This is a genomic window from Alteromonas sp. ABV4_150 (assembly GCF_056311745.1).
This window is the reverse complement of record NZ_CM149971.1, coordinates 2,147,780-2,168,046: the sequence shown is the minus strand read 5'-3', so window position 1 is coordinate 2,168,046 and position 20,267 is coordinate 2,147,780. Positions and strand designations below refer to the sequence as shown.

Below are 20,267 nucleotides of genomic sequence, written 5' to 3'. Positions count from 1 at the left end.
GCGCTTAACCCAGTTAAGCGCCTCTATTTTAGGGTATTTCTAAAACTCGTAGTAAACACGCACACCAGCGATGCGTGGCATACCGCGTACGAAGGTAGGAATACCTAAACCGCCGCCTGTATTACCTGCATCAATCAAGAACTCTTTATCAAACAGGTTGTTTACGTAAAACTCGTAGGCAAACTTGCTGTTGTCTTGAAGCAGTTTCACCGACACATCGGTTAGTGAGTAAGTGTCTTGAGAAAGGCCAGGGTAATTACTGCTTTCAAAAAACACTTCAGACTGGAAGCTGGTAAGCCAGTTAACATCAATGTCGAAGTTATTCATATTGAATACTTTGTTGATGTTTATCGCGCCGCTAACTTCTGGCGCTAAACGGAACTTATTGCCGCCGTACTGAAACTCAGAACCATCAGCAGTACTGTCTGCAAACTCTGCGTCTAAGAAACCAAGGCTTGCTGTTAGCGTCAACGTTTCGCTGTAGTTATAGGTCGCCATGCCTTCAATGCCCGACATGGTCGAGTCGCCTACCGTTACGGTAATAGACTGCAAGGTTTCTGCATCGGTAAAGCTTTGCTGATAATCGCTGTACTCGTAGGTAAAAATAGCGCCTGAGAACAGGAAGTTGGCGCTTTGGTATTTAACACCCAAATCGTAGCTATCCACAATTTCAGCTTTTGTGACGTTAACGCCACCCGCGTTAGCATCGACAACTGGTGAGCGTCGGCCCTTGGCGTAGTTCGCGTATAAATTCCAGTTGTTGTTCATATCGTAACTTACCGCGAAGCGTGGCAAGGTATCGTCAAAGTCGCGCTCGGCATCGAAAGTAAAAGCACCGTCTGCGGTAGTAAAGGTATTACGCGTATAGCGGGTTTCATCAATGTAGCGAACGCCAGCCGTTACGTTAATATTGTCGGTTACGTAATAAGATACTTCAGCAACATAAGATGCAATGTCTAGCTCAGCTTCAAAGGTGAACGGCCCTTGTATCAAAATAGGCGGCAGCGCAGGATTTGAAATAGGTGAACCATCTTCATTGAACAGTTGCGACACCAACATAGCACGTAGTGCTTCAATGTCTTCTAACGGCGCATCGGTAGCGATATTTTGGTTAAGTGGAATGTTGGAATTGGCTTCAAGCTGTGCTCTCACTGCGTCGAAAGTGCCGCGTATAAATGGGTCTACCATCACATAGTAAGGCAAAATCGATTCGTCTTGGGTAATAGACGCACCAACAAACGCTGCCAGCTTATCACCCGAGTCATACACCAAACGCATCGATGCGCCTTGAAGCGTAGCATCGTTATCAAAATAAGCGTCTTGAATACGAAGTGCAGAACCGTCTGCATCAAAGCCTTCGCTTACTTCTACATCTTTATAGTAGGCATCGGCGTGTAGGCTAAGCATTTGGTTGAAATCGTAGTTTACGGTTAAGTCATAGGCTTGAAGTGTACGCTCAATACCTAACTCGCTACCTAAACTAAATTCGGCATCAGTAAAAGGGCTAGTATCTCCGCCATTGGGAGCGATAGAGCCTGATTTGAAGGCGATGCCCGGCTGATCGTTATACTCCATAGCTGCACGGGCAATGATTTCAAGTTGCTCGTAATTCGCAAGCCATGTTGCCCGTAGAGCTTGAACCGATACCCCCTGAAGATCTTCGCTATTGCACGGTACTTCTTCACCTAAATGGTTATACATATTTGCATTGCCATAGTAAGAGTCAGCACTACACGCATTATTTTCTACAATGCCGTCCATTTCTCGGTAAAGCCCAGCTATACGAAAACTGTGGTTGTCGTTAATAGGCTGGTTATACATAAACTCAACCTCTTGGCCTTGCTCTGAGTTATAGCCAACCTGCACTTTGCCTTCCTGTTCAAAGGTAGGAAGATTAGAATGAATGCTTACCGCGCCGTTAGCCGCCGCTACGCCAAAAAGTGTTGGCTGCGGGCCTTTTAACACTTCAACGCGGGCGATATCGTAAAGCGCCACACTCGCTACGGTTTTTTTACTGATATCAAAGCCATCTTGGTATACCGATATACGAGGTGTTGCCGACACTGACGACACATCATCGGTGACACCGCGAATATTAAAAGACGGTAGGCTTACAGCCTGTTCCTGAATTTGAACGTTAGGCAATATGCGAGAAAGCTCATCAAGCTCCATGATATTGGTACGCTCCAGAAACTCGCTGCCTATAACATCCATAGTAACTGGCACATCCATTACGGACTGCTCTCGCATCTGGGCGGTTACTGTAATTTCTTCTATATAGTCAGTTTCGTTTTCTGTGTCGGGCGTTACTTCTTGTGCAATTGCTACGCTTGATAAAGCAAACGCAATTGTTGTGGCGAGCAAAGAGCGTGAATAAACCGGTCGTGGATACAGAGGGCGCATCAAATCATTCCTTTCGTGTGCTTAGTGGGTGTTTTATGTGTTTTTATAAGCATTTCGCCGGTAGATTGGCGACATTACTTACCTTTTAGAATTATCGAAGCACAAGAATGTAGAATGCTTTTGCGAAGGTTCGATGAAGCATAGGTGACAAGTCAAAGGCACTTTTGTGACAGATATATACCATTCGAAAAATCTAAGCCGCGACAAATGGCTATTGCAATATGCCCCTTTGAATCATAGAGCAAACTAAGTACACTCATTCCACGTAGGACAGAAAAAATTTTTAACTAAAAAGCGAAATGGAGACTGCAATGAAAAAATTAATGATGGCTACGGCTATTGGCGCTGCAACCCTTTTAAGTGCGTGTAGTGCAGAGCATGGCACTACACAGTGTACGACTGCACCTGAAGCTGAATGGCAGAACCAAGATGCGTTTCAGGCTCAGCTATTAGCGCAAGGTTACAAAATTAACGAGTTCAAAGTAACGGGCGGCAACTGCTACGAAATCTACGGCTTCGACAAAGAAGAAAACAAAGTAGAAATTTACTTTAACCCTGTTGATGGCAGCATTGTTAAGAAAGAAATGCACTAGGTGTGTTTCAGCAAACGGCTGATAGCCCGCTTGCTTTAATATTTGATGAAAACGCTGCAAACTATTGCAGCGTTTTTGTTTTACCTTAAGAAAGTTATGTAATGTACAGACCTAAAGATACGCCTTCGGACATTTATATTTGGGATTGGGTGGTGCGCCTATGCCATTGGGGCCTTGTCGCTACCTTTGTGACCAACTATTTTATTGTGGAGCCAGGTCGCCTTAATCACGAAATAGCTGGTTATATCGCGGTAGCACTTATATCCATGCGTGTTGGCTGGGGCTTCTTGTCAGCCAAGCTTCCACGAAGTAAAAGGATTGCCACTGAATATGCAAGCTTTTCTAACGTGTCACTGCATCAACATGCCTTCGCTGAACATATTCAACACGTAAAACAAAAGAAAATTCCCACTCACCATGGTCACAACCCGTTTGGCTGGTTGATGATAATAGCTGTTATCACACTACTGCTGGGTTTAGGAGTTACCGGTTTTATGATGGAAGAAATAGATTCTATGTTTGGCAATAGCACACTGGAATGGGTACACAGCATTATGGCCGATGTCCTCTACGCATGCGTGCTAGTGCATATTGTTGCGGTGTTTGCTGTGCAATATATGGGAAATATTCAGTTAGTTCGCCCAATGCTCACAGGCTGGCGGAAACGCTAAGCCCCCGCAGACTCTCTTAATCATTTAGACGTTTGCTATCGATTACGTACGGGTAATATTTAGCTATCCAAAGGCCGCTTTGCTTCACGCACAGCTTTGGGGTGCATGAGCTTTTCTAAACGAGCAAGATACGACGCTATTTGCTGATGCTGTGTTTTGTCGTTTGTTACCGAGTTATACAGCCAGTGGTACGCCTCTTCGTAATCGTAAGGGCTGCCGTGCCCCTCTAAAAACAATTCAACCAGACGAATTTGCGCCTTTAGGTTTTTAAGGGCTGCAGCTTCTCGTAAATACACCACTGCACGTGCTTTGTCCTGCTGTACCAGCGTACCTTTTGCGTAATAACGTCCAAGCTGCTCAAGTGCAGCAGGCAAACCTTGATTTGCTGCGTCTTCCATATAGCCAATCCCACGAGAAGGTTCGGCATCTACGCACACACCCCACGCCAGCATATCGCCCCATAAAAATTGGTAAGCTGGAATTTTTAGCACATCGGCGCGAGCTTCAATGTCTTGAACAAGCTGACACCTGTCTTCTACCACTTTATCTAGGTGCGTATTGGCGTTAATCATGTCAATAAGCGCGTCTTGGCTGTAAAGCTGAACTGCACGAAGCTCCTCTATCGTCTCACCCTCAAGCGCATGAGCAGTAAACCCGGTTACTGATACACAGATTAATAAAGCGGTAGATATAATTCGTTTCATAGCTAAGCAATAAAGGTTGGTCACACATACTTAGTTTAGTTATCGACCTAGTATAGATTAACTTAACTAAGACATACTTTTCTTTACATAAATAATCGTAAGAGGGCAGAGTTCTTTTAACTTTGACCTCTCGGTAAAAGGATATAGCAAAAAACGTTTAGGCTAATGACTACTTTTTCGCGGGCACATGGCCGATTGAATGTGACGGGCGTGGTCGGCTAAATCAATACCTAAATCAGTTAGGTAACCGCCATCAGGCTGGGTGATTAAGCCTTTCGAATACAGCCTTGACGCTGCGTTCACCATACTTTGACTGGCATCGTGATGGATTTTCAACCCCTGAAGCAGACTGTCTGCAGGAAACTTCAGTAGCAAATTTAACTCGTCTAGCATGTCCTGATCGAATGAACTCATGTAACCACCTTAGGCGAAAGGGTTATTAAGGTTTTAATACGCACATTACAGCTGCGTGTTATCGCAAAGCACTATAATACAAGGGCTTGTGTAATTATACGCGCGCCATGTACCGTTGGCCCGCAATTGTTAAATTTCATAACATATTCCAATATCACACCTAAATGACGCCACTGTAAAGGTTATTTTGTCTGTAGAACGTTTAATGTTGGTTTCACACCGCTTACTGATCGGACTTTGACTTAAAATGGTATATTCTTGCCATAAATAACGTACGTGGATACGCCAAAACAGATGAAGTATAAAGATTTACGCGACTTTATTCGCCAGCTTGAAGCAAAAGGCGAGTTAGTACGCATTAGCCAGCCCATTGATACCGATCTTGAAATGACAGAAATTGCCGATAGGACATTGCGAGCTGGCGGCCCTGCGCTGTTGTTTGAAAACCCAAGAAACCACGATATGCCGGTACTGGCCAATTTATTCGGTACGCCAGAGCGCGTAGCGATGGGCATGGGGCAAGACTCTGTTGAAGCGCTGCGCGAAGTGGGCAAACTGCTGGCTTACTTAAAAGAGCCAGAGCCGCCCAAAGGGCTAAAAGATCTTTGGGAAAAGTTACCTGTGTTCAAACAAGTGTTGAATATGCCCACTAAAGTGCTTAAAAAAGCCCCTTGCCAAGAAGTGGTGCTTACCGGTGACGACGTCGACTTGTCAAAAATTCCGGTACAGCGCTGTTGGCCGGGTGACGCTGCGCCTTTGGTAACATGGGGTTTAAGCGTTACGAGAGGACCGCACAAAAAACGCCAGAACTTGGGTATTTACCGTCAGCAAGTTATTGGCAAAAATAAACTCATTATGCGCTGGCTATCACACCGTGGTGGCGCCCTTGATTTTCGTGAGTGGTGTCAGACCCATCCGGGCGAACCCTACCCTGTGTCTGTGGCTCTTGGTGCAGATCCAGCCACCATTTTAGGTGCGGTTACTCCTGTACCCGATACACTTTCAGAATATGCTTTTGCAGGCCTACTGCGCGGTGATAAAACCGAAGTAGTTAAATCTATCAGTAACGATTTGCAAGTCCCGGCTAGCGCCGAGATTGTACTTGAAGGCTATATAGCTCAGGATGAAACTGCACCTGAAGGTCCTTATGGCGATCACACCGGGTATTATAATGAAGTTGATGACTTCCCTGTGTTTACCGTCACCCACATAACCCACCGCAAAGATCCAATCTACCATTCAACCTATACCGGCCGTCCACCCGATGAACCAGCTATCCTAGGTGTCGCGCTTAATGAAGTGTTTGTGCCTATTTTACAAAAGCAGTTCCCTGAAATCGTAGATTTCTACTTGCCTCCGGAGGGGTGCTCTTATCGTATGGCAGTAGTTACCATGAAGAAGCAATACCCTGGCCATGCGAAACGGGTGATGATGGGTGTGTGGTCGTTCTTACGTCAGTTTATGTATACCAAATTTGTGATAGTGTGTGATGATGACGTTAACGCGCGCGACTGGAACGATGTCATCTGGGCAATTACTACACGTATGGACCCAGCCCGCGACACGGTAATGATAGAAAATACGCCTATCGATTACTTAGATTTTGCATCACCAGTTTCAGGGCTAGGCTCCAAAATGGGCATGGATGCAACAAACAAGATGCCGGGCGAAACCGACCGTGAATGGGGCGTGCCTATTGTGATGGACGAAGACGTTAAAAAACGGGTTGATGATATTTGGGACAGTCTTGGTATTATGTAGCAACTATTTTTAGCGCTATTTATTTTGTATTGAGCATGCGCTTGTCTTAAAGCGCATAAAAAGGCGACACGCTAAGCAAGAAGGTTTAAAGAGAATACATGTCAGAAATTAAGTGTAAGGTTGCAAGCATCACGCCTTTAACCGAAGTGGTACAAAAAGTTGAATTAACGCCAGAGAGCCCTGTGGAATTTAAGGCCGGTCAGTACGCTATGGTAGTGATGGGCGAAAAAGATATGCGCCCGTTCTCAATTGCTAACGCCGCCTTTGATAATAGCCGCATTGAATTACACATAGGCGCAGAGCCTGGTAACAGCTACGCCGGCGAAGTGCTAGAGCGCATGCGTGCAGATGGCGAAATTACTGTTAATGCGGGTAATGGCAATGCCTTTTTGCAAAACAATGGCCTGCCAATGGTGCTTATTGCTGGTGGTACAGGCTTCTCGTATACGTACTCAATTCTGCAAGAGCACCTTAACAGCGGTGACAAAACACCACTTACCCTTTACTGGGGCGGTAAGCACGCGGCTGACTTGTATCTGGCCGATGAGCTAACAGCGCTTGCTGAAGCAAATGAGCACTTCACTTTTGTGCCAGTTGTTGAGTTTGCATGTGATGAATGGAAAGGCAGAACGGGCTGGGTGCATCATGCTGTAATGGCAGACCATGCTGACTTTGCGAACGTTCAAGTATATGTTGCCGGTCGCTTCGAAATGGCAAAAGTAGTACGCGACGATTTTACTCAACGCGGCTTAAAAGTGGAGAATCTGTTCGGCGACGCGTTTGCGTTTATTTAACCGCTAGCAAAGTTATTACATACCTAAAGCCGGCTGCTGCCGGCTTTTTTTATTTCCCTTCACAGGCACCACATTGTTCTCTCAGTTTTTTTGTATTTACGTTTATCTTTAATTTCTGCGATGACCAACTATTCCACGCGTTTACTCCAATTGTAGCCAAGCCACGTATTGGTTATGGTTAAAAGATAAACACTGGAGAGAACAATGATAAAAAACCTATCCTCACTCGCTAACATAAGCGCAAAAATAAGAAAAAATAGCCTACTGGTATCTACTGTTTTATTGAGTAGCACATTTTGTTTCGCCGCTCACGCCCAGAGCGAGCAGCAGCAAGCACTTTACGATATTGCCGACGGTGTTTCCTCTGAAAATATCGAAAAAGACATTACTAAGTTAGTCAATTTTGGTACTCGCCACACCCTTTCTGAAACCGAGTCTGACACCCGTGGTATAGGCGCTGCGCGTCGCTGGATTAAATCTGAGTTTGATAAAATTTCAGCCGAGTGCGGTGGCTGCTTAGAGGTATACTACCAATCAGAAGTAATTAGCGGTGAGAAACGTATTCCAGACCCAGTGGAAGTGGTCAGCGTTATCGCTATTCAGCGCGGTAGTACTGACCCGGATCGTTACGTGATCATGTCAGGCGACATTGATTCACGGGTGTCTGATGTCATGGATTTCACCTCTGATTCGCCGGGCGCAAATGACAACGCCTCGGGCGTTGCCGGTACTCTTGAGGCAGCGCGGGTGTTGTCGAAATATAAGTTTAACGGCAGTATTGTTTACGCAGCATTATCAGGTGAAGAGCAAGGGCTTTTCGGCGGACGTATTATGGCAAAGCAAGCCCAAAAAGACGGCTGGCGAATTAAAGCGGTCCTAAACAACGACATGATCGGCAACATTGAAGGCGTTAATGGCGTAATTAACAACACCACCGCTCGCTTGTTTGCCGAAGGTACACGCGTGACCGAAACCGAAAAAGACGCTCGCATGCGCCGCTTTACCGGTGGTGAAGTAGACTCACCAAGTCGAAACCTTGCCCGCTATATCGATAAAATCGCGGATAAGTACATTGAGAACTTAGACACTATGGTGATTTATCGCCTAGACCGCTTTGGCCGTGGTGGACATCATCGCCCGTTTAACGACTTGGGCTATCCGGGTATTCGTATTATGGAAACTAACGAAAACTATACCCGCCAACACCAAGACCTTCGCGTAGAAGATGGGATTGCCTATGGTGATACCTTGGATGGCGTTGACTTTGATTATGCGGCTAAGCTTACTGGTCTAAACGCGGTTTCTCTTGCAGCAATGGCGTGGGCACCGAATCCACCTGCAAACGTACAAATTGCAGGCGCTGTTCAGCCTTCAACCTTCTTAAAGTGGGATGCACTGGATGCAAAACAAAATCCTCAGCTTAAAGGTTACAAAATATATTGGCGTCATACCGATGCACCGCAGTGGGAGTATAGTAAGTATGTGGGCAATGTGACCGAGGCCATGCTTGAGAATATCGTTATCGACAACTATTTTTTTGGCGTTGCTAGCGTGAACAAAGACGGTGTTGAAAGCGTTGTGGTTTACCCAGGTCCCGCGGGAAGCTTCGGCGACTAGTTTATTTAACCTAAGCTAATACTCGTGACAGTAAGCCATTAGCGAAACAGGCTTATCGTCACGAGTAACGGTAGTACTCCCCTAGCCAAACACATACTGCACAAAATACTGATGTGACTTACATTTTGTTAATTTAAGCCAATGCGTGTTTATTGGAATTACGCGACTAACTGCATTACAGTGTAGTAAATGCATGATGGCAGTTCGGAGTTCACTTTTGGTAAAATTCAGCGCGTTTTCGCTTTCTTTTTTCACTCGACGCCTTTCCTTGTTAGGTATCAGCCTAGCCCTATGTTTAGTTAACACTTCGCTTTTACATGCTGCCCCCACGACTTTGGGTGCCGCTACCTTTGAAACCTATATTAGTGATGATGGTGAGCCTGCTCGAATTAATGCCTTGCTTGAAAAGGTGTTCAAAGAAGCGGGGCTGGATATTCAGCTTCAGGTTATGCGTCAAGCTTTTCTAGGCAGCTCTGTCTTAACGGGAAAACTAGACGGTGAGTTTGCCTACGTGAATTTGGGCGAAGACATTAGCAACTATGTGCTTTCCGATGTCTACTTGCCTATTCATCTCTATGCGGTAAGTAAAGAGGCAAACGTCGAGGAAGTTAGACTTTTTCCACACTTAAAAGGCAACCGGGTTGCCATTGAAAACCGCTTTGCTAACACGCCCTCATTCCGATTGCTTAAAGATATAAAGTGGTCGCGCAACCCCACAACTTTTGATGCCTTTCGCCAACTTGCCGATGATAGAGCACCTTATTTAATAACCACCCAGCTCCTCGCTCAGGAACTAAACATTTTGCTTGCTAACGATAGTGAAGAAACACTGCATTTTTCAGCAAAGCCTTTGGCAAAAACAGGGTTTCAAATAGCTCTTAGTAAAAATGTTGCGAGAGCTGAAAGCGTTATTGAAAAATTTAACCAGGCCGTATCGACGCTGCAGAATAACGGAGAATTCAATCAGCCTCTTGCACTAGGGTGGGTAACAAAGGATGTGGATGGCGATGGCATAGCTGATTTTATTGGGCACAGCAGCATAACTACGAGCACTGACTTACTAAACACCGCCTACTCTCTTGACGGTAAGCCTACCTCTGACAGCAGCGTATTTTATGTAGACGGTGAGCAGTATGCATCGTTGCAGGAAGCTCGTACAGTACTCCCTGTTAAAGAAAGTGTGTCAGCTCGCGAGTCGCTTCTAGACAAAACTGTCTACCAGCAGCTGCTTCGCCGCTGGTAGATAATAACAGTTCGCATAGATAATTTTAGTAAACGCTGTTAGTGCGATGTTTCTGGTAAGTACATTTCCAGAATGGTTAGCAACTCTTCACCATCAACCGGCTTGGATACATAGTTATTGAAACCCGCTTTTAGTGCTTTTACTCTGTCAGAAGTGTAAGCATAAGCAGTAAGCGCAACGGCACTAAGCTTGGCGATTTCAAGGTTTTGACTAGCTCTCATTTTAAGCATCAAACCTAATCCATCTAATTCCGGCATACCTATATCTGAGAGCAGCAGATCGAAAGCTTCTGGCATGTCGTTGAGCTCTTTCCACGCTAGCAAGCCATTTTTAACCACATTGACGCGAGCTCCGTTAGACTCCAAAAATAGCTTTATAAAATCGCGTGCGTCCTGTTCGTCTTCCGCTACCAAGACTCGCAAACCACTTAGACGCAAAGACTCTGTTAAGTCACTAATTTCACTATTTTTAGTTTCGATTATTTCATCATGCAAGCTCAATGGAGCGATAGGCAATGTAACGTAAAACGTAGTACCCGTATTAGGCCCATCGCTTTCTGCATAAATTTCACCACCGTGCATTTCAACCAAGCTTTTTACAATGGACAAACCTAGCCCAAGTCCAATTTTATTGTGGGAATCGTTGCCCTGATAGAAGCGCTCAAATACATGGGATATTTGTTCACGTGTCATACCTTTTCCGTTGTCTCTCACTCGAAATAGGTAGTTTGAATGCTCTCTTTTGCCACGTACATGCACAGTACCGCCTTTTGACGTAAATTTGAGCGCATTGCTTAATAAGTTATTAATAACCTGCTTTATGCGTAAGCTATCGCCTAATATCTGGGTATGTGCGTCATCGCAATTTATTGAAAGTTGAATATTCTTACTTGCAAAGCCAGCTTCAAATGACTTGGCTACTTCGGAAATAGACGAGGCAATATTTAGCGAATGGGTACTCAACTTCATGGTGCCCGATATAATGCGTGATAGATCTAAGATGTCGTTTATTAAGGCGGCTTGAGTTGATGCAGCGCGTTTGATTACCCCCAGCGCATCTTTCATTCTTTCTACATCCCCCACATCCATAAGGGCTAAATCTGTCCACCCAACTATCGAATTAAGCGGGGAGCGAAGCTCATGTGAGATACTTGCTAAAAACTGGTCTTTGGCCTTATCCAACTCTTCTAACTTACTGATCTGTTGGTCTGAAGCTGCTTTAAGGCTTAGGGCATAGGGGATAAACAAGTGGTCAAACCCATCAATGATTAACTTATCATCCTCGCTCCATGCTACTGACTCATCAGCCACGTTTTGTAAGTACAAATCAAATGAATTACGAGGGGTTAGTGACCTGCCAATATCTTTTTTAGCCGCGTCTCGGCCTGCCCAGCGAATTGTTTTGTCACGCTGTTCGCGAAACCATACGGTGAAATAACCCAACTTGGCAGATACGCAAGAAATGTACATACCGCGTATACCGTTTAGCGAACAGTTTTCAGAAACCTCATCTGCTAGCCGGTTGATGGCTATCGACTGTTCTGAATCACTGATAGAAAATTTACCCAACAATAGGGTTAAAGTTTCCTCTGAAGGCGTTTTACCAACAAAGTAATTACCCGTGGGCGTGATCACCGCCATTCCACAAGCATCAGCAACTTCCAGCAGAGAAGTTTCTTTATGCGAGATTGCCTCAAGCGGGTTTGAGTAAGAAGTAAGTTGATGGACAATATTGTTCAGCTTACGCTGGCGTAATTGAAAATGTTCCTTCTTGTTATGAAGCGCTTTTGTGTGCATTTGCCACGCATAAAGGTGCCCAAGTGATTCGCACACTAAACGCTTTTTCTGGTCGATGTATTTAGGCTCATTATTGTGGCAAGCGAGGAGCCCCCACAGTTTCCCCTCGAACACAAGCGATACCGAAAACGACGAACGAATACCCATGTTTTTTAGGTAATTAATATGAATAGGTGATACCGAACGTACCATCGACATTGAGAGATCTAATGGCGCGCGTTCAGCCTCGATTAAATGCGGCTGTAAAGGCACTGGCTGCTCTTCGACATCAAAAACACAGCGGACACGGTTCTTAAGATAGAGCTCACGGGCTTGTTTGGGAATATCTGATGCAGGAAACTTTAGCCCTTTGAATGAGCGAGCGTTAAGTTCTGTCGCTTCTCCGATGACCTCGCCACAATAGCTATCATCGAACTGATAAACCATCACGGAGTCGAAGTCGATATAATCTTTAAACACCTTTGCTATCGCATCTGCGACATCATTAATCGATTCCTTGTCATCTACATTAGGTAATAGGGCGCGAATGTCTACATCCATTGGTACCCATTGCTGAGCCGCTTCATAACTTAGCTGAGGCGTGGGCTCTAACTCTATTACCAGTAAACCATTCGAATCAAAGGCAACGCCGCTGCCTTCTTTCTCCCAGTTATCGAGCCAAAGCGCATTTTTTGCAAACTTCCATTGATAGGCGTGACGAACCCCTCCACCTTTAACTGACTCATAAATAGTTTTAAATGTAGGCGCGTCTGGTGAAGGCACGTTAATCAAATCTGTGACAGGCGTTTCCCCCGCCACTATATTGACTTTAAATAGCTCTTTAATGTTTTCACTGAATACGTGGATTTTTTTAGTATCGGGATTTATAGCAATGACATATCCAAAGCTCTGAACGCTTTCGATTAAATGAATGGCCTCGTCTTCACAATTTTGAAGTGAAGGCTGTGAGTATTGATTTTGTTGCATTACCTTACGCCGAAAAATTTGGAAAGCGAGCTTTCATGATTAGAACAGTAATTGTTGTCACGATAGCAACTTATCGTAAATAGATCATGCAATATCGAAGATACTTTCTCGATTCACATACACTAAGTGGTCGATTAAATATTGCTAACAAAGTGCTTTATTGTTGCTTTTTTTGATCTGACGCAATAAGCTTTCAGTAATTTCTGAAACTTCTGGAACATTAAAATGAAAATGACGCCTCTAATTACATCTGCGGTTATGCACTTTGGCGAAATGGGAAGCCGCTGGGGTTTCAACAGAACAGTTGGACAAATTCTTGCGCTTATCGTTTTAAACGAAGAGCCTATTTCAGCCCAAGAGGTTGCCGATGCGCTGAATATCTCCAGAGGCAACACCAGCATGGGCTTAAAAGAGCTTCAGTCATGGCGCTTAGTTAAACAGCACCATGTTCCTGGGGAAAGGAAAGAGTTTTTTATTCCCGCTGGCGATATCTGGACGCTGGCAAATCGGGTTTTTGAAGAGCGTAGAAAGCGCGAAATAGACCCAACCATGAGCCTGCTTCGGGATTTGCTCCTTGATGCACCTGCAAATGAAAAGGAGGCAAACGCCCAACACAAACTGAACGAAATTCATGATTTACTCGAATCAATTACGGCATGGTCTGAAGAGCTTCAGAATCTTGGACCTGAAAAGCTAAACACGTTGATGAAATTGGGTTCTGGCGTGGGCCGTATGCTTGAACTCAAGGACAAGCTACTTCCAGGGAAAAACAGCGTTAACTAAGGGGGCTTTCTGTGGATGCATTCTTGCTGTCTCGTTTACAATTTGCGTTAAATATTAGTTTTCATATTTTGTTTCCAACCATCACCATGGCGATGGGCTGGTTTCTTTTTTATTTTAAACTGCGCTCAAACATTTCAGGTCACCCTGTTTGGATGCGCATGTATCGTTTTTGGGTCCGGGTTTTTGCCCTAAGCTTTGCACTAGGCGTGGTTAGCGGTGTGACCATGTCATTTCAGTTTGGCACCAACTGGCCGGGGTTTATGGAGAAAGTGGGCAACGTGGCCGGCCCGCTCTTAGGTTATGAGGTACTGACCGCCTTCTTCTTAGAAGCCACGTTTTTAGGTATCATGCTATTTGGTATTCGCCGTGTTCCTAACTGGCTACATACAGCATCTACCCTTATCGTTGCCCTTGGTACCACCACCTCCGCGTTCTGGATACTGGCCCTTAATAGCTGGATGCAAACTCCACAGGGCTTTGAAGTGGTCGATGGTGTGGTCTACGCCACCAACTGGAAAGAAATCATTTTTAATCCGTCTTTCCCTTATCGCTTTGCTCATATGATGTTGGCGTCAGGCCTAACGGCGAGTTTCCTTATTGCTGGGCTTTCAGCATACCGTATGTTGAAAGGTGACGATAAACTCGCCCCAAAATTAGCGCTTAAAACGGCTACCTATACGGCGGCCGTGCTAATTCCTCTGCAGATTTTTGCAGGCGACATGCACGGTTTAAATACCCTAAAGCATCAACCTCAAAAAGTAGCTGCGATGGAGGGTTTATGGGAAACCACTGAAGGCGCGCCTCTATTGCTTTTTGCAGTTCCTGACGAAGAAAGCAAGGAGAACCACTTTGAAATCCCCATTCCCTATGGTGCAAGTTTAATTCTTACCCATGAACTTAAGGGCGAGATTAAAGGGTTAAATGAATTCGAAGGTGAACACCCGCCAGTAGCCCCTGTGTTCTTCGGCTTCAGAGTTATGGTGGGAATGGGCATGCTGATGCTTGCCGTTTCATGGCTTGGCAGTCTTTACCTTATGCGAAACATAGACTTTCCTGTTTGGCTAAAACGCACGTTCGCAGCCATGGCATTTAGCGGCTGGATAGCTACGCTTGCTGGCTGGTACGTAACAGAAATAGGTCGCCAGCCCTATTTAGTAAGCGGTGTACTGAAAACAGCAGACGCAGTTACTCAACTGCCGCCGGCCAATATAGCATTGTCATTTATGCTCTACCTCGTTATCTACACAGTGCTTTTGATTGCATACATGGGAACCCTTATGTTGATGTGCAGAAAAGCGGTAGAGATCGAAGAGATCACGACAGAAGAGCGGGAAGTCGCCAAAGCGAAGATGCAACCTTCTGAACCTGATCCAAGCACGGTCTAAGGAGAGCAAAAATGTTTGAAAATATATCAGCAGAGATGCTCGGAAATATTTATGTAGGTTTACTTGGTTTATCTGTATTACTTTATGCCATTTTGGACGGCTATGATTTAGGCGTAGGTGTATTGATTCCGCCTAGAAAAGAGGCGTTTCGCGACGATATGATAGCCTCAATTGGGCCTTACTGGGATGCCAACGAGACTTGGCTTGTGCTTGCTATCGGTTTGCTACTTATCGCTTTCCCTGAAGCCCATAGTGAGTTTTTGCAAACTCTGTATTTGCCTGCAACTTTCATGTTGTTAGGTCTGATTTTGCGCGGTGTGGCATTCGATTTTCGCGCTAAGGTCGTACAGGTGCAAAAACGTAAGTGGGATTTAGTGTTTAAATACGGTTCTTTGCTAACCACGCTGGCGCAGGGTTACATGCTAGGTATTTATGTGACTGGGCTTCGCACTGACATTTGGGCTCAAGGCTTTGCACTACTTGCAGCATTTGGAGTAACGGCAGCTTATGCATTTATTGGCTCATGCTGGTTAATACTTAAAAGCGAAGGGGGGCTTCAAGAAAAAGCCTATTATTGGGCACGTCGTGGTTTAATTGTACTGGCTGTGGGAATTACTGCGGTAAGTATTGCTAACCTTACCTTACATGATGATGTGCGAGATTTATGGCTATCGGCGCCTTGGGGCTATGTGCTATTTGCTATACCCGTAGCATGTTTTGCGCTTTTAGCATTGTGCGGGGTATTGCTTAAGAAACTGCCTGACGCTCAAGGTAAAGGCGAATGGCTTCCGTTCTTTATAGCCTTGCTTGTATTTTTGCTTTGCTTTACAGCTTTTGGCATTAGCTACTACCCGTTTATTATACCTGGGCAGATGACGGTGATGGATGCGCTTAGCGATGCAAGCTCCCTACGCTTCTTGCTCGTGGGCGTAGTCATTGTTGTGCCCATTATTTTAGCCTACACGGCCATGGTGTATAAAATTTTCTCTGGCAAGTCTGAAAAGCTGTCTTACTACTAGCAAGTCGATGATGGGATCGCTGGCGATCCCAATTACTCAAAACAATAGTGAACATTATTGAAAGTCAATGGTGTTCACTTTCTATCCAGAGCTATACTGTTAGCCAGACTTTTCATTTTGTTCCTTTTTGAATCCGGCATCTTGTGTAGGTCATTTGCTTTTTGCAGTGTGGGCAAAAACCTGCGATCAAAATGATCCCTTCTACTGAACGATAAATATCAATGAATAGAGAAAGTAAAATTTTTCTTGCCTACCCTACGTGTAAAAACAAAATATCTACATGGAACAATGGTGAATATTTTGTTGACATCAAACTGTAATATTACTATATTTTATTTGGGGCAATTTTTAATAGAAGGAGCCAAGCCCATGGAAAATGTATTCCATTCGTTCTCACGGTTCTTCAAACGCGCGCACCCCTACACAGTCGCTCACTATATCGGCCGTAAAAATGCGCAGCGTATCTTAGGATGTAAAATCAAAAAGAAATCCAAGATATATGCCGACCAGCACGTTGAAGAACAAAATCATTAATTTATATGGGGCCCGTCAAACCGGCCCCATTTTTTTAATTTAAATATGGTTTAACGGTACTGAGGTCGTATATTTAATCTGCTCCATTGCAAAGCTAGAGGTAACGTCTGAAAATTCTATACCGTTAACCAATCGCTTATAAAAGTGGTCGAAGCAATCCATATCGGTGACGAGTACTTTTAGCAAGTAATCATATTCTCCTGACATACGATAACATTCAACAACTTCATCAAATGACGCCGCGTGTTTGGCAAAGCTTGCCAGCCACTTCCCATCGTGCCTTCCTGCTTTCACCTGAACGAATACTGTCATTGCAAGGCCCAGCTGCTTTCCTTGTAATAGTGCCACACGCTTAGAAATCACGCCCTTTTCTTCTAACTTTTGAATTCGGCGCCAGCAAGGTGTAACCGTAAGCCCGACGTGCTCGGCAATTTCCGCGACGGGCGTATCAGCGTTATTCTGAAGTATAGCCAAAATGGCTTTATCTATTGCGTCTATACCGCCTATTTTGTCACTACCCATAGCGGAACCTAGCCCTTCATTTCCAACATTTTTAGTTTTATCTTTGTTCGATACTCATACTTTATTGAGTATGTAGTTAAAGCCACCAAGGCTGCGTAAAGTCGACATTTTCCGGCGCAATTTCGTATTGATAAGGTGGCTTAAAGGCCGCCCAAAACGCTTCGCGCAGCTCTCCGTCCACTATGTTAATCTTACCCGCATCGCGATATCGAGAAAGCAGTTTGCTGTAGGCTTCAATGGGCATTTGTGGGTTAGACTGTCGAAAAATAACACGACCGCCAAACTCTTCAAACATGGCTCTTTCTGCTTGATATTGTATTACCTGCTTAACCGCTATTTCTCCGATAGGTTTGGATGCCGTGTCACTGGATACCTGACTTGCGAATTTATCGGTAAACTTGTTCACGAGAGCCTGATTAAGAGCGATACCTTTTTCCTTCGCGTAATCCTCTAGTACAAGTTCATAGATTTTGTTAGACGCGTTTAAACGTGCAACATATTCGAGCATTTCGGCGTAGTTATCTTTCGCCTGCTCCTTTATGTTTTTTCTCTCTTCTTCGCTGGGCATAACGTCCGCCATACTAATTTCGGCACTAAGTACTGTTGCCAGCACTTTCTGGCCGGCGACTTGTTCATTTGATTGGGCTGCATAGGTAGGGCTTGAGCAAAGAAGAAGTAGCACTGCGGCCATTGTGGATCGAATAATTGATGTCATGCGCATAAAGCACTCCCTGAAAATGTATTCATGGTCATAACGACGAGTAAAGCATTAAACGCCATAACTTCGCAATACCGCAGAGCACTGATATTAGAATTATGCTGTCAGCATCAAATATAGGTGGGATGATCGATTAGTTCGGGTGGTGTAGACGATAGAAAGAAAAACGGCGGTCAAATGACCGCCGTTTTTGAATTCTTAGATAGCTTGCACGTTAGCAGCTTGAAGACCTTTTTGACCTTCTTCAACTTCAAATTCTACTCGCTGACCTTCTGGAAGCGTTTTGTAACCGTCAGAGATGATCGCACGGAAATGAACGAAAACGTCCTTGCCGCCGTTATCTTGAGTTAGGAAACCGTAACCTTTATCAGCGTTGAACCACTTAACTGTGCCTGTAACTTTAGACATGTCGTATAGACCTCAAATATCGTATTAAATTGCGCATAAGCGCGTGTAACAAAGTTCTTTAGAGTCTTTAAATTGGCGGAGTATTGGGTCTTACTTACGAATGGACAAACAACTTACAACAAATTACCGGGTAACTCGAGTGGTTTTACATATAGCAAATAATACAAAATCGCGTCTATTTAAAGACTTTGGCTTAGAGCCGTATTCACTATAACACTCTTCGGGACGATTACTATACAAATTAATTAATTAACTACGGATTTCATAAATATTTCACCGCAGCGTAACAAAAATCACAGTCCTTTTCGCCACGCCAAGTACCAACAAATTGCGCCAATCCCCGCTGTACTGGCGGGAAAATACCACGATAAATCGTAAATTGGCAATATTGCTGACAGAAGCACAAATGTTGCCCCTACAAGGCTTAAATGAGTGGTCTGAGTTGTTTTCTTTTGCTCTTGGAGCAGTGCTAGGTGTGCTCGTTGCTGTTGCAAAGGCAAGCGCTTCATTTGTTGCAGACTGTCGTATAGCAAATCTGGCATTTCTGGGAGCTTTTCTGACCAGAATGGTAAGTTGTCCTTCACCTTCCCCATCATAGCCGTAAAGCCGATTTGCTCTTTCATCCAGTTTTCAAGAAACGGCTTGGCGGTTTTCCACAAATCAAGCTGGGGGTATAGCTGACGCCCCAAGCCTTCGATATACAGTAACGTCTTTTGCAGTAGTACAAGCTGCGGCTGCACAACCATATTGAAACGTCGTGCCGTATTAAATAGCTGTAACAGCACGTTACCAAAGGATATTTCAGCTAGTGGCTTTTGGAAAATCGGTTCACATACGGTGCGAATGGCCATTTCGAACTCATCGATGTTGGTATCTTGAGGCACCCAACCCGAGTCAGCGTGAAGCTGCGCCACTTTGCGATAGTCTCGGTTAAAAAAAGCGATAAAGTTTTCGGCCAAATAGCGCTTATCTTCTCGATTAAGCGTACCGACAATGCCAAAATCGATTGCGATATATTTTGGATTCTCAGGGTGTTCCGTAGATACAAAAATGTTGCCTGGGTGCATATCCGCATGGAAAAAGCTATCGCGGAATACTTGGGTGAAAAACACTTCAACCCCGCGCTCTGCAAGCTTTTTCATATTAGTATTTTGGGTCAACAAAGCGTCGATATTAGAAATAGGCAGGCCGTAAATGCGCTCCATAACCAGTACATTACTGCGACAATAATCGCTGTAGATCTTAGGTACGTATAAGGCGTCTGAGCCCTCAAAATTACGTCCTAGTTGGATACCGTTTGCCGACTCACGCAGCAGATCTAGCTCATCTACAATGGTTTTGCGATATTCCACTACCACTTCTACAGGGCGCAAGCGCTTGCCGTCTGGCAACCAACGCTGTAGGACATTTGCTAGGCTAAATAGAAGCTCCATATCCGCCACTATGGTATCGCGAATATCTGGCCTTAATACCTTTACTACAACGTCTTCGTTGTTGTGCTTTAACTTTGCTGCGTGAACTTGCGCAATAGAGGCCGACGCGAGTGGCGCGGTTTCAAACTCGCTAAACAGTTCACTTAAATCAGACAGCCCTAGCGCTTGCTTAACGATGTTTTGCGCTGCGTCTGACGAGAAAGGTGGTACTTTGTCTTGTAAGCGGGCCAGCTCATTAGCAATAGCTGGGGGAAGCAGGTCACGGCGTGTAGAAAGCATTTGACCAAACTTGATAAAGACTGGACCAAGGTTTTGCAATGCAAGAGTAATGCGCTCGCCAGGTGATTTCCCTTTATGCTTATTGCGCACCCAAAAAATGGCATGGCGCATAATTCGCGCGTACCAGGGTAACCACTTTGCTGGAATAAGTTCATCTAAACCGTGTTCCAACAATACCTTGTTAATTCGGTATAACCTAACAATACGCATTTATGAGCCTGTTT

Annotated in this window: 18 protein-coding genes; 10 read left to right on the top strand and 8 right to left on the bottom strand. The window is 44.7% G+C overall.

The window, feature by feature from the left end:
* Nucleotides 1-39: 39 nt before the first annotated feature.
* Nucleotides 40-2,403: a TonB-dependent receptor gene (locus ACYX4M_RS09465; protein WP_476082802.1), complete on the bottom strand. Its 2,364-nt coding sequence runs from the start codon at nt 2,401-2,403 to the stop codon at nt 40-42.
* 311 nt (nt 2,404-2,714) lie between these two features.
* On the opposite strand from ACYX4M_RS09465, the gene ACYX4M_RS09460 reads away from it, so the two are divergent.
* Both ACYX4M_RS09460 and ACYX4M_RS09455 read left to right on the top strand, forming a co-directional pair.
* On the top strand, nt 2,715-2,996 hold the full coding sequence (locus ACYX4M_RS09460; RefSeq protein ID WP_014950922.1) for a PepSY domain-containing protein: 282 nt from the start codon (nt 2,715-2,717) through the stop codon (nt 2,994-2,996).
* 101 nt (nt 2,997-3,097) lie between these two features.
* Entirely contained in the window at nt 3,098-3,667 is a 570-nt protein-coding gene (locus tag ACYX4M_RS09455; protein ID WP_476082801.1) for a cytochrome b/b6 domain-containing protein, read from the top strand.
* 59 nt (nt 3,668-3,726) lie between these two features.
* Here ACYX4M_RS09455 and ACYX4M_RS09450 read toward each other — a convergent pair whose 3' ends face one another.
* Both ACYX4M_RS09450 and ACYX4M_RS09445 read right to left on the bottom strand, forming a co-directional pair.
* Nucleotides 3,727-4,371, bottom strand: a complete 645-nt coding sequence (locus tag ACYX4M_RS09450; RefSeq protein ID WP_476082800.1) for a tetratricopeptide repeat protein — start codon at nt 4,369-4,371, stop codon at nt 3,727-3,729.
* A gap of 162 nt (nt 4,372-4,533) precedes the next feature.
* Nucleotides 4,534-4,785 carry a TIGR02647 family protein gene (locus tag ACYX4M_RS09445; RefSeq protein WP_118491853.1) on the bottom strand — a complete coding sequence of 84 codons (252 nt, stop codon included), beginning with the start codon at nt 4,783-4,785 and terminating at the stop codon, nt 4,534-4,536.
* 294 nt (nt 4,786-5,079) lie between these two features.
* On the opposite strand from ACYX4M_RS09445, the gene ubiD reads away from it, so the two are divergent.
* The 4 genes from ubiD (at nt 5,080) to ACYX4M_RS09425 (ending at nt 10,200) form a co-directional block, all read left to right on the top strand.
* A complete protein-coding gene (gene ubiD, locus ACYX4M_RS09440) occupies nt 5,080-6,546 on the top strand; it encodes a 4-hydroxy-3-polyprenylbenzoate decarboxylase (RefSeq protein ID WP_476082799.1) in 1,467 nt (488 codons plus the stop codon).
* A gap of 98 nt (nt 6,547-6,644) precedes the next feature.
* A complete protein-coding gene (fre, locus tag ACYX4M_RS09435) occupies nt 6,645-7,340 on the top strand; it encodes an NAD(P)H-flavin reductase (protein WP_476082798.1) in 696 nt (231 codons plus the stop codon).
* 204 nt (nt 7,341-7,544) lie between these two features.
* Complete coding sequence (locus ACYX4M_RS09430) at nt 7,545-8,957, top strand: M28 family metallopeptidase (protein WP_476082797.1); 1,413 nt, start codon at nt 7,545-7,547, stop codon at nt 8,955-8,957.
* A gap of 217 nt (nt 8,958-9,174) precedes the next feature.
* Complete coding sequence (locus ACYX4M_RS09425; RefSeq protein ID WP_476082796.1) at nt 9,175-10,200, top strand: substrate-binding periplasmic protein; 1,026 nt, start codon at nt 9,175-9,177, stop codon at nt 10,198-10,200.
* A gap of 38 nt (nt 10,201-10,238) precedes the next feature.
* Here ACYX4M_RS09425 and ACYX4M_RS09420 read toward each other — a convergent pair whose 3' ends face one another.
* Nucleotides 10,239-12,962 carry an ATP-binding protein gene (locus ACYX4M_RS09420; RefSeq protein WP_476082795.1) on the bottom strand — a complete coding sequence of 908 codons (2,724 nt, stop codon included), beginning with the start codon at nt 12,960-12,962 and terminating at the stop codon, nt 10,239-10,241.
* Between the two features lie 225 nt (nt 12,963-13,187).
* Between ACYX4M_RS09420 and ACYX4M_RS09415 the strand changes: the two genes are divergently transcribed.
* From ACYX4M_RS09415 to ACYX4M_RS09400, 4 genes are all read left to right on the top strand, one after another.
* The gene (locus ACYX4M_RS09415; RefSeq protein ID WP_136783374.1) at nt 13,188-13,745 is read left to right on the top strand and encodes a GbsR/MarR family transcriptional regulator; all 558 of its coding nucleotides are present in this window, start codon (nt 13,188-13,190) and stop codon (nt 13,743-13,745) included.
* 11 nt (nt 13,746-13,756) lie between these two features.
* On the top strand, nt 13,757-15,130 hold the full coding sequence (locus ACYX4M_RS09410) for a cytochrome ubiquinol oxidase subunit I (protein ID WP_476082794.1): 1,374 nt from the start codon (nt 13,757-13,759) through the stop codon (nt 15,128-15,130).
* A gap of 11 nt (nt 15,131-15,141) precedes the next feature.
* Nucleotides 15,142-16,149, top strand: a complete 1,008-nt coding sequence (locus ACYX4M_RS09405; RefSeq protein WP_476082793.1) for a cytochrome d ubiquinol oxidase subunit II — start codon at nt 15,142-15,144, stop codon at nt 16,147-16,149.
* 369 nt (nt 16,150-16,518) lie between these two features.
* Nucleotides 16,519-16,683, top strand: a complete 165-nt coding sequence (locus ACYX4M_RS09400) for a hypothetical protein (protein WP_476082792.1) — start codon at nt 16,519-16,521, stop codon at nt 16,681-16,683.
* Between the two features lie 39 nt (nt 16,684-16,722).
* Here the strand turns inward: ACYX4M_RS09400 and ACYX4M_RS09395 are convergent, their stop codons facing one another.
* From ACYX4M_RS09395 to ubiB, 4 genes are all read right to left on the bottom strand, one after another.
* Nucleotides 16,723-17,205: an Lrp/AsnC family transcriptional regulator gene (locus ACYX4M_RS09395; protein ID WP_476082791.1), complete on the bottom strand. Its 483-nt coding sequence runs from the start codon at nt 17,203-17,205 to the stop codon at nt 16,723-16,725.
* 76 nt (nt 17,206-17,281) lie between these two features.
* Nucleotides 17,282-17,926: a hypothetical protein gene (locus ACYX4M_RS09390; RefSeq protein WP_476082790.1), complete on the bottom strand. Its 645-nt coding sequence runs from the start codon at nt 17,924-17,926 to the stop codon at nt 17,282-17,284.
* Between the two features lie 195 nt (nt 17,927-18,121).
* Nucleotides 18,122-18,331, bottom strand: a complete 210-nt coding sequence (gene cspE / locus ACYX4M_RS09385) for a transcription antiterminator/RNA stability regulator CspE (RefSeq protein ID WP_012519905.1) — start codon at nt 18,329-18,331, stop codon at nt 18,122-18,124.
* A gap of 293 nt (nt 18,332-18,624) precedes the next feature.
* On the bottom strand, nt 18,625-20,253 hold the full coding sequence (gene ubiB, locus ACYX4M_RS09380) for a ubiquinone biosynthesis regulatory protein kinase UbiB (protein WP_476082789.1): 1,629 nt from the start codon (nt 20,251-20,253) through the stop codon (nt 18,625-18,627).
* Nucleotides 20,254-20,267 lie beyond the last annotated feature (14 nt).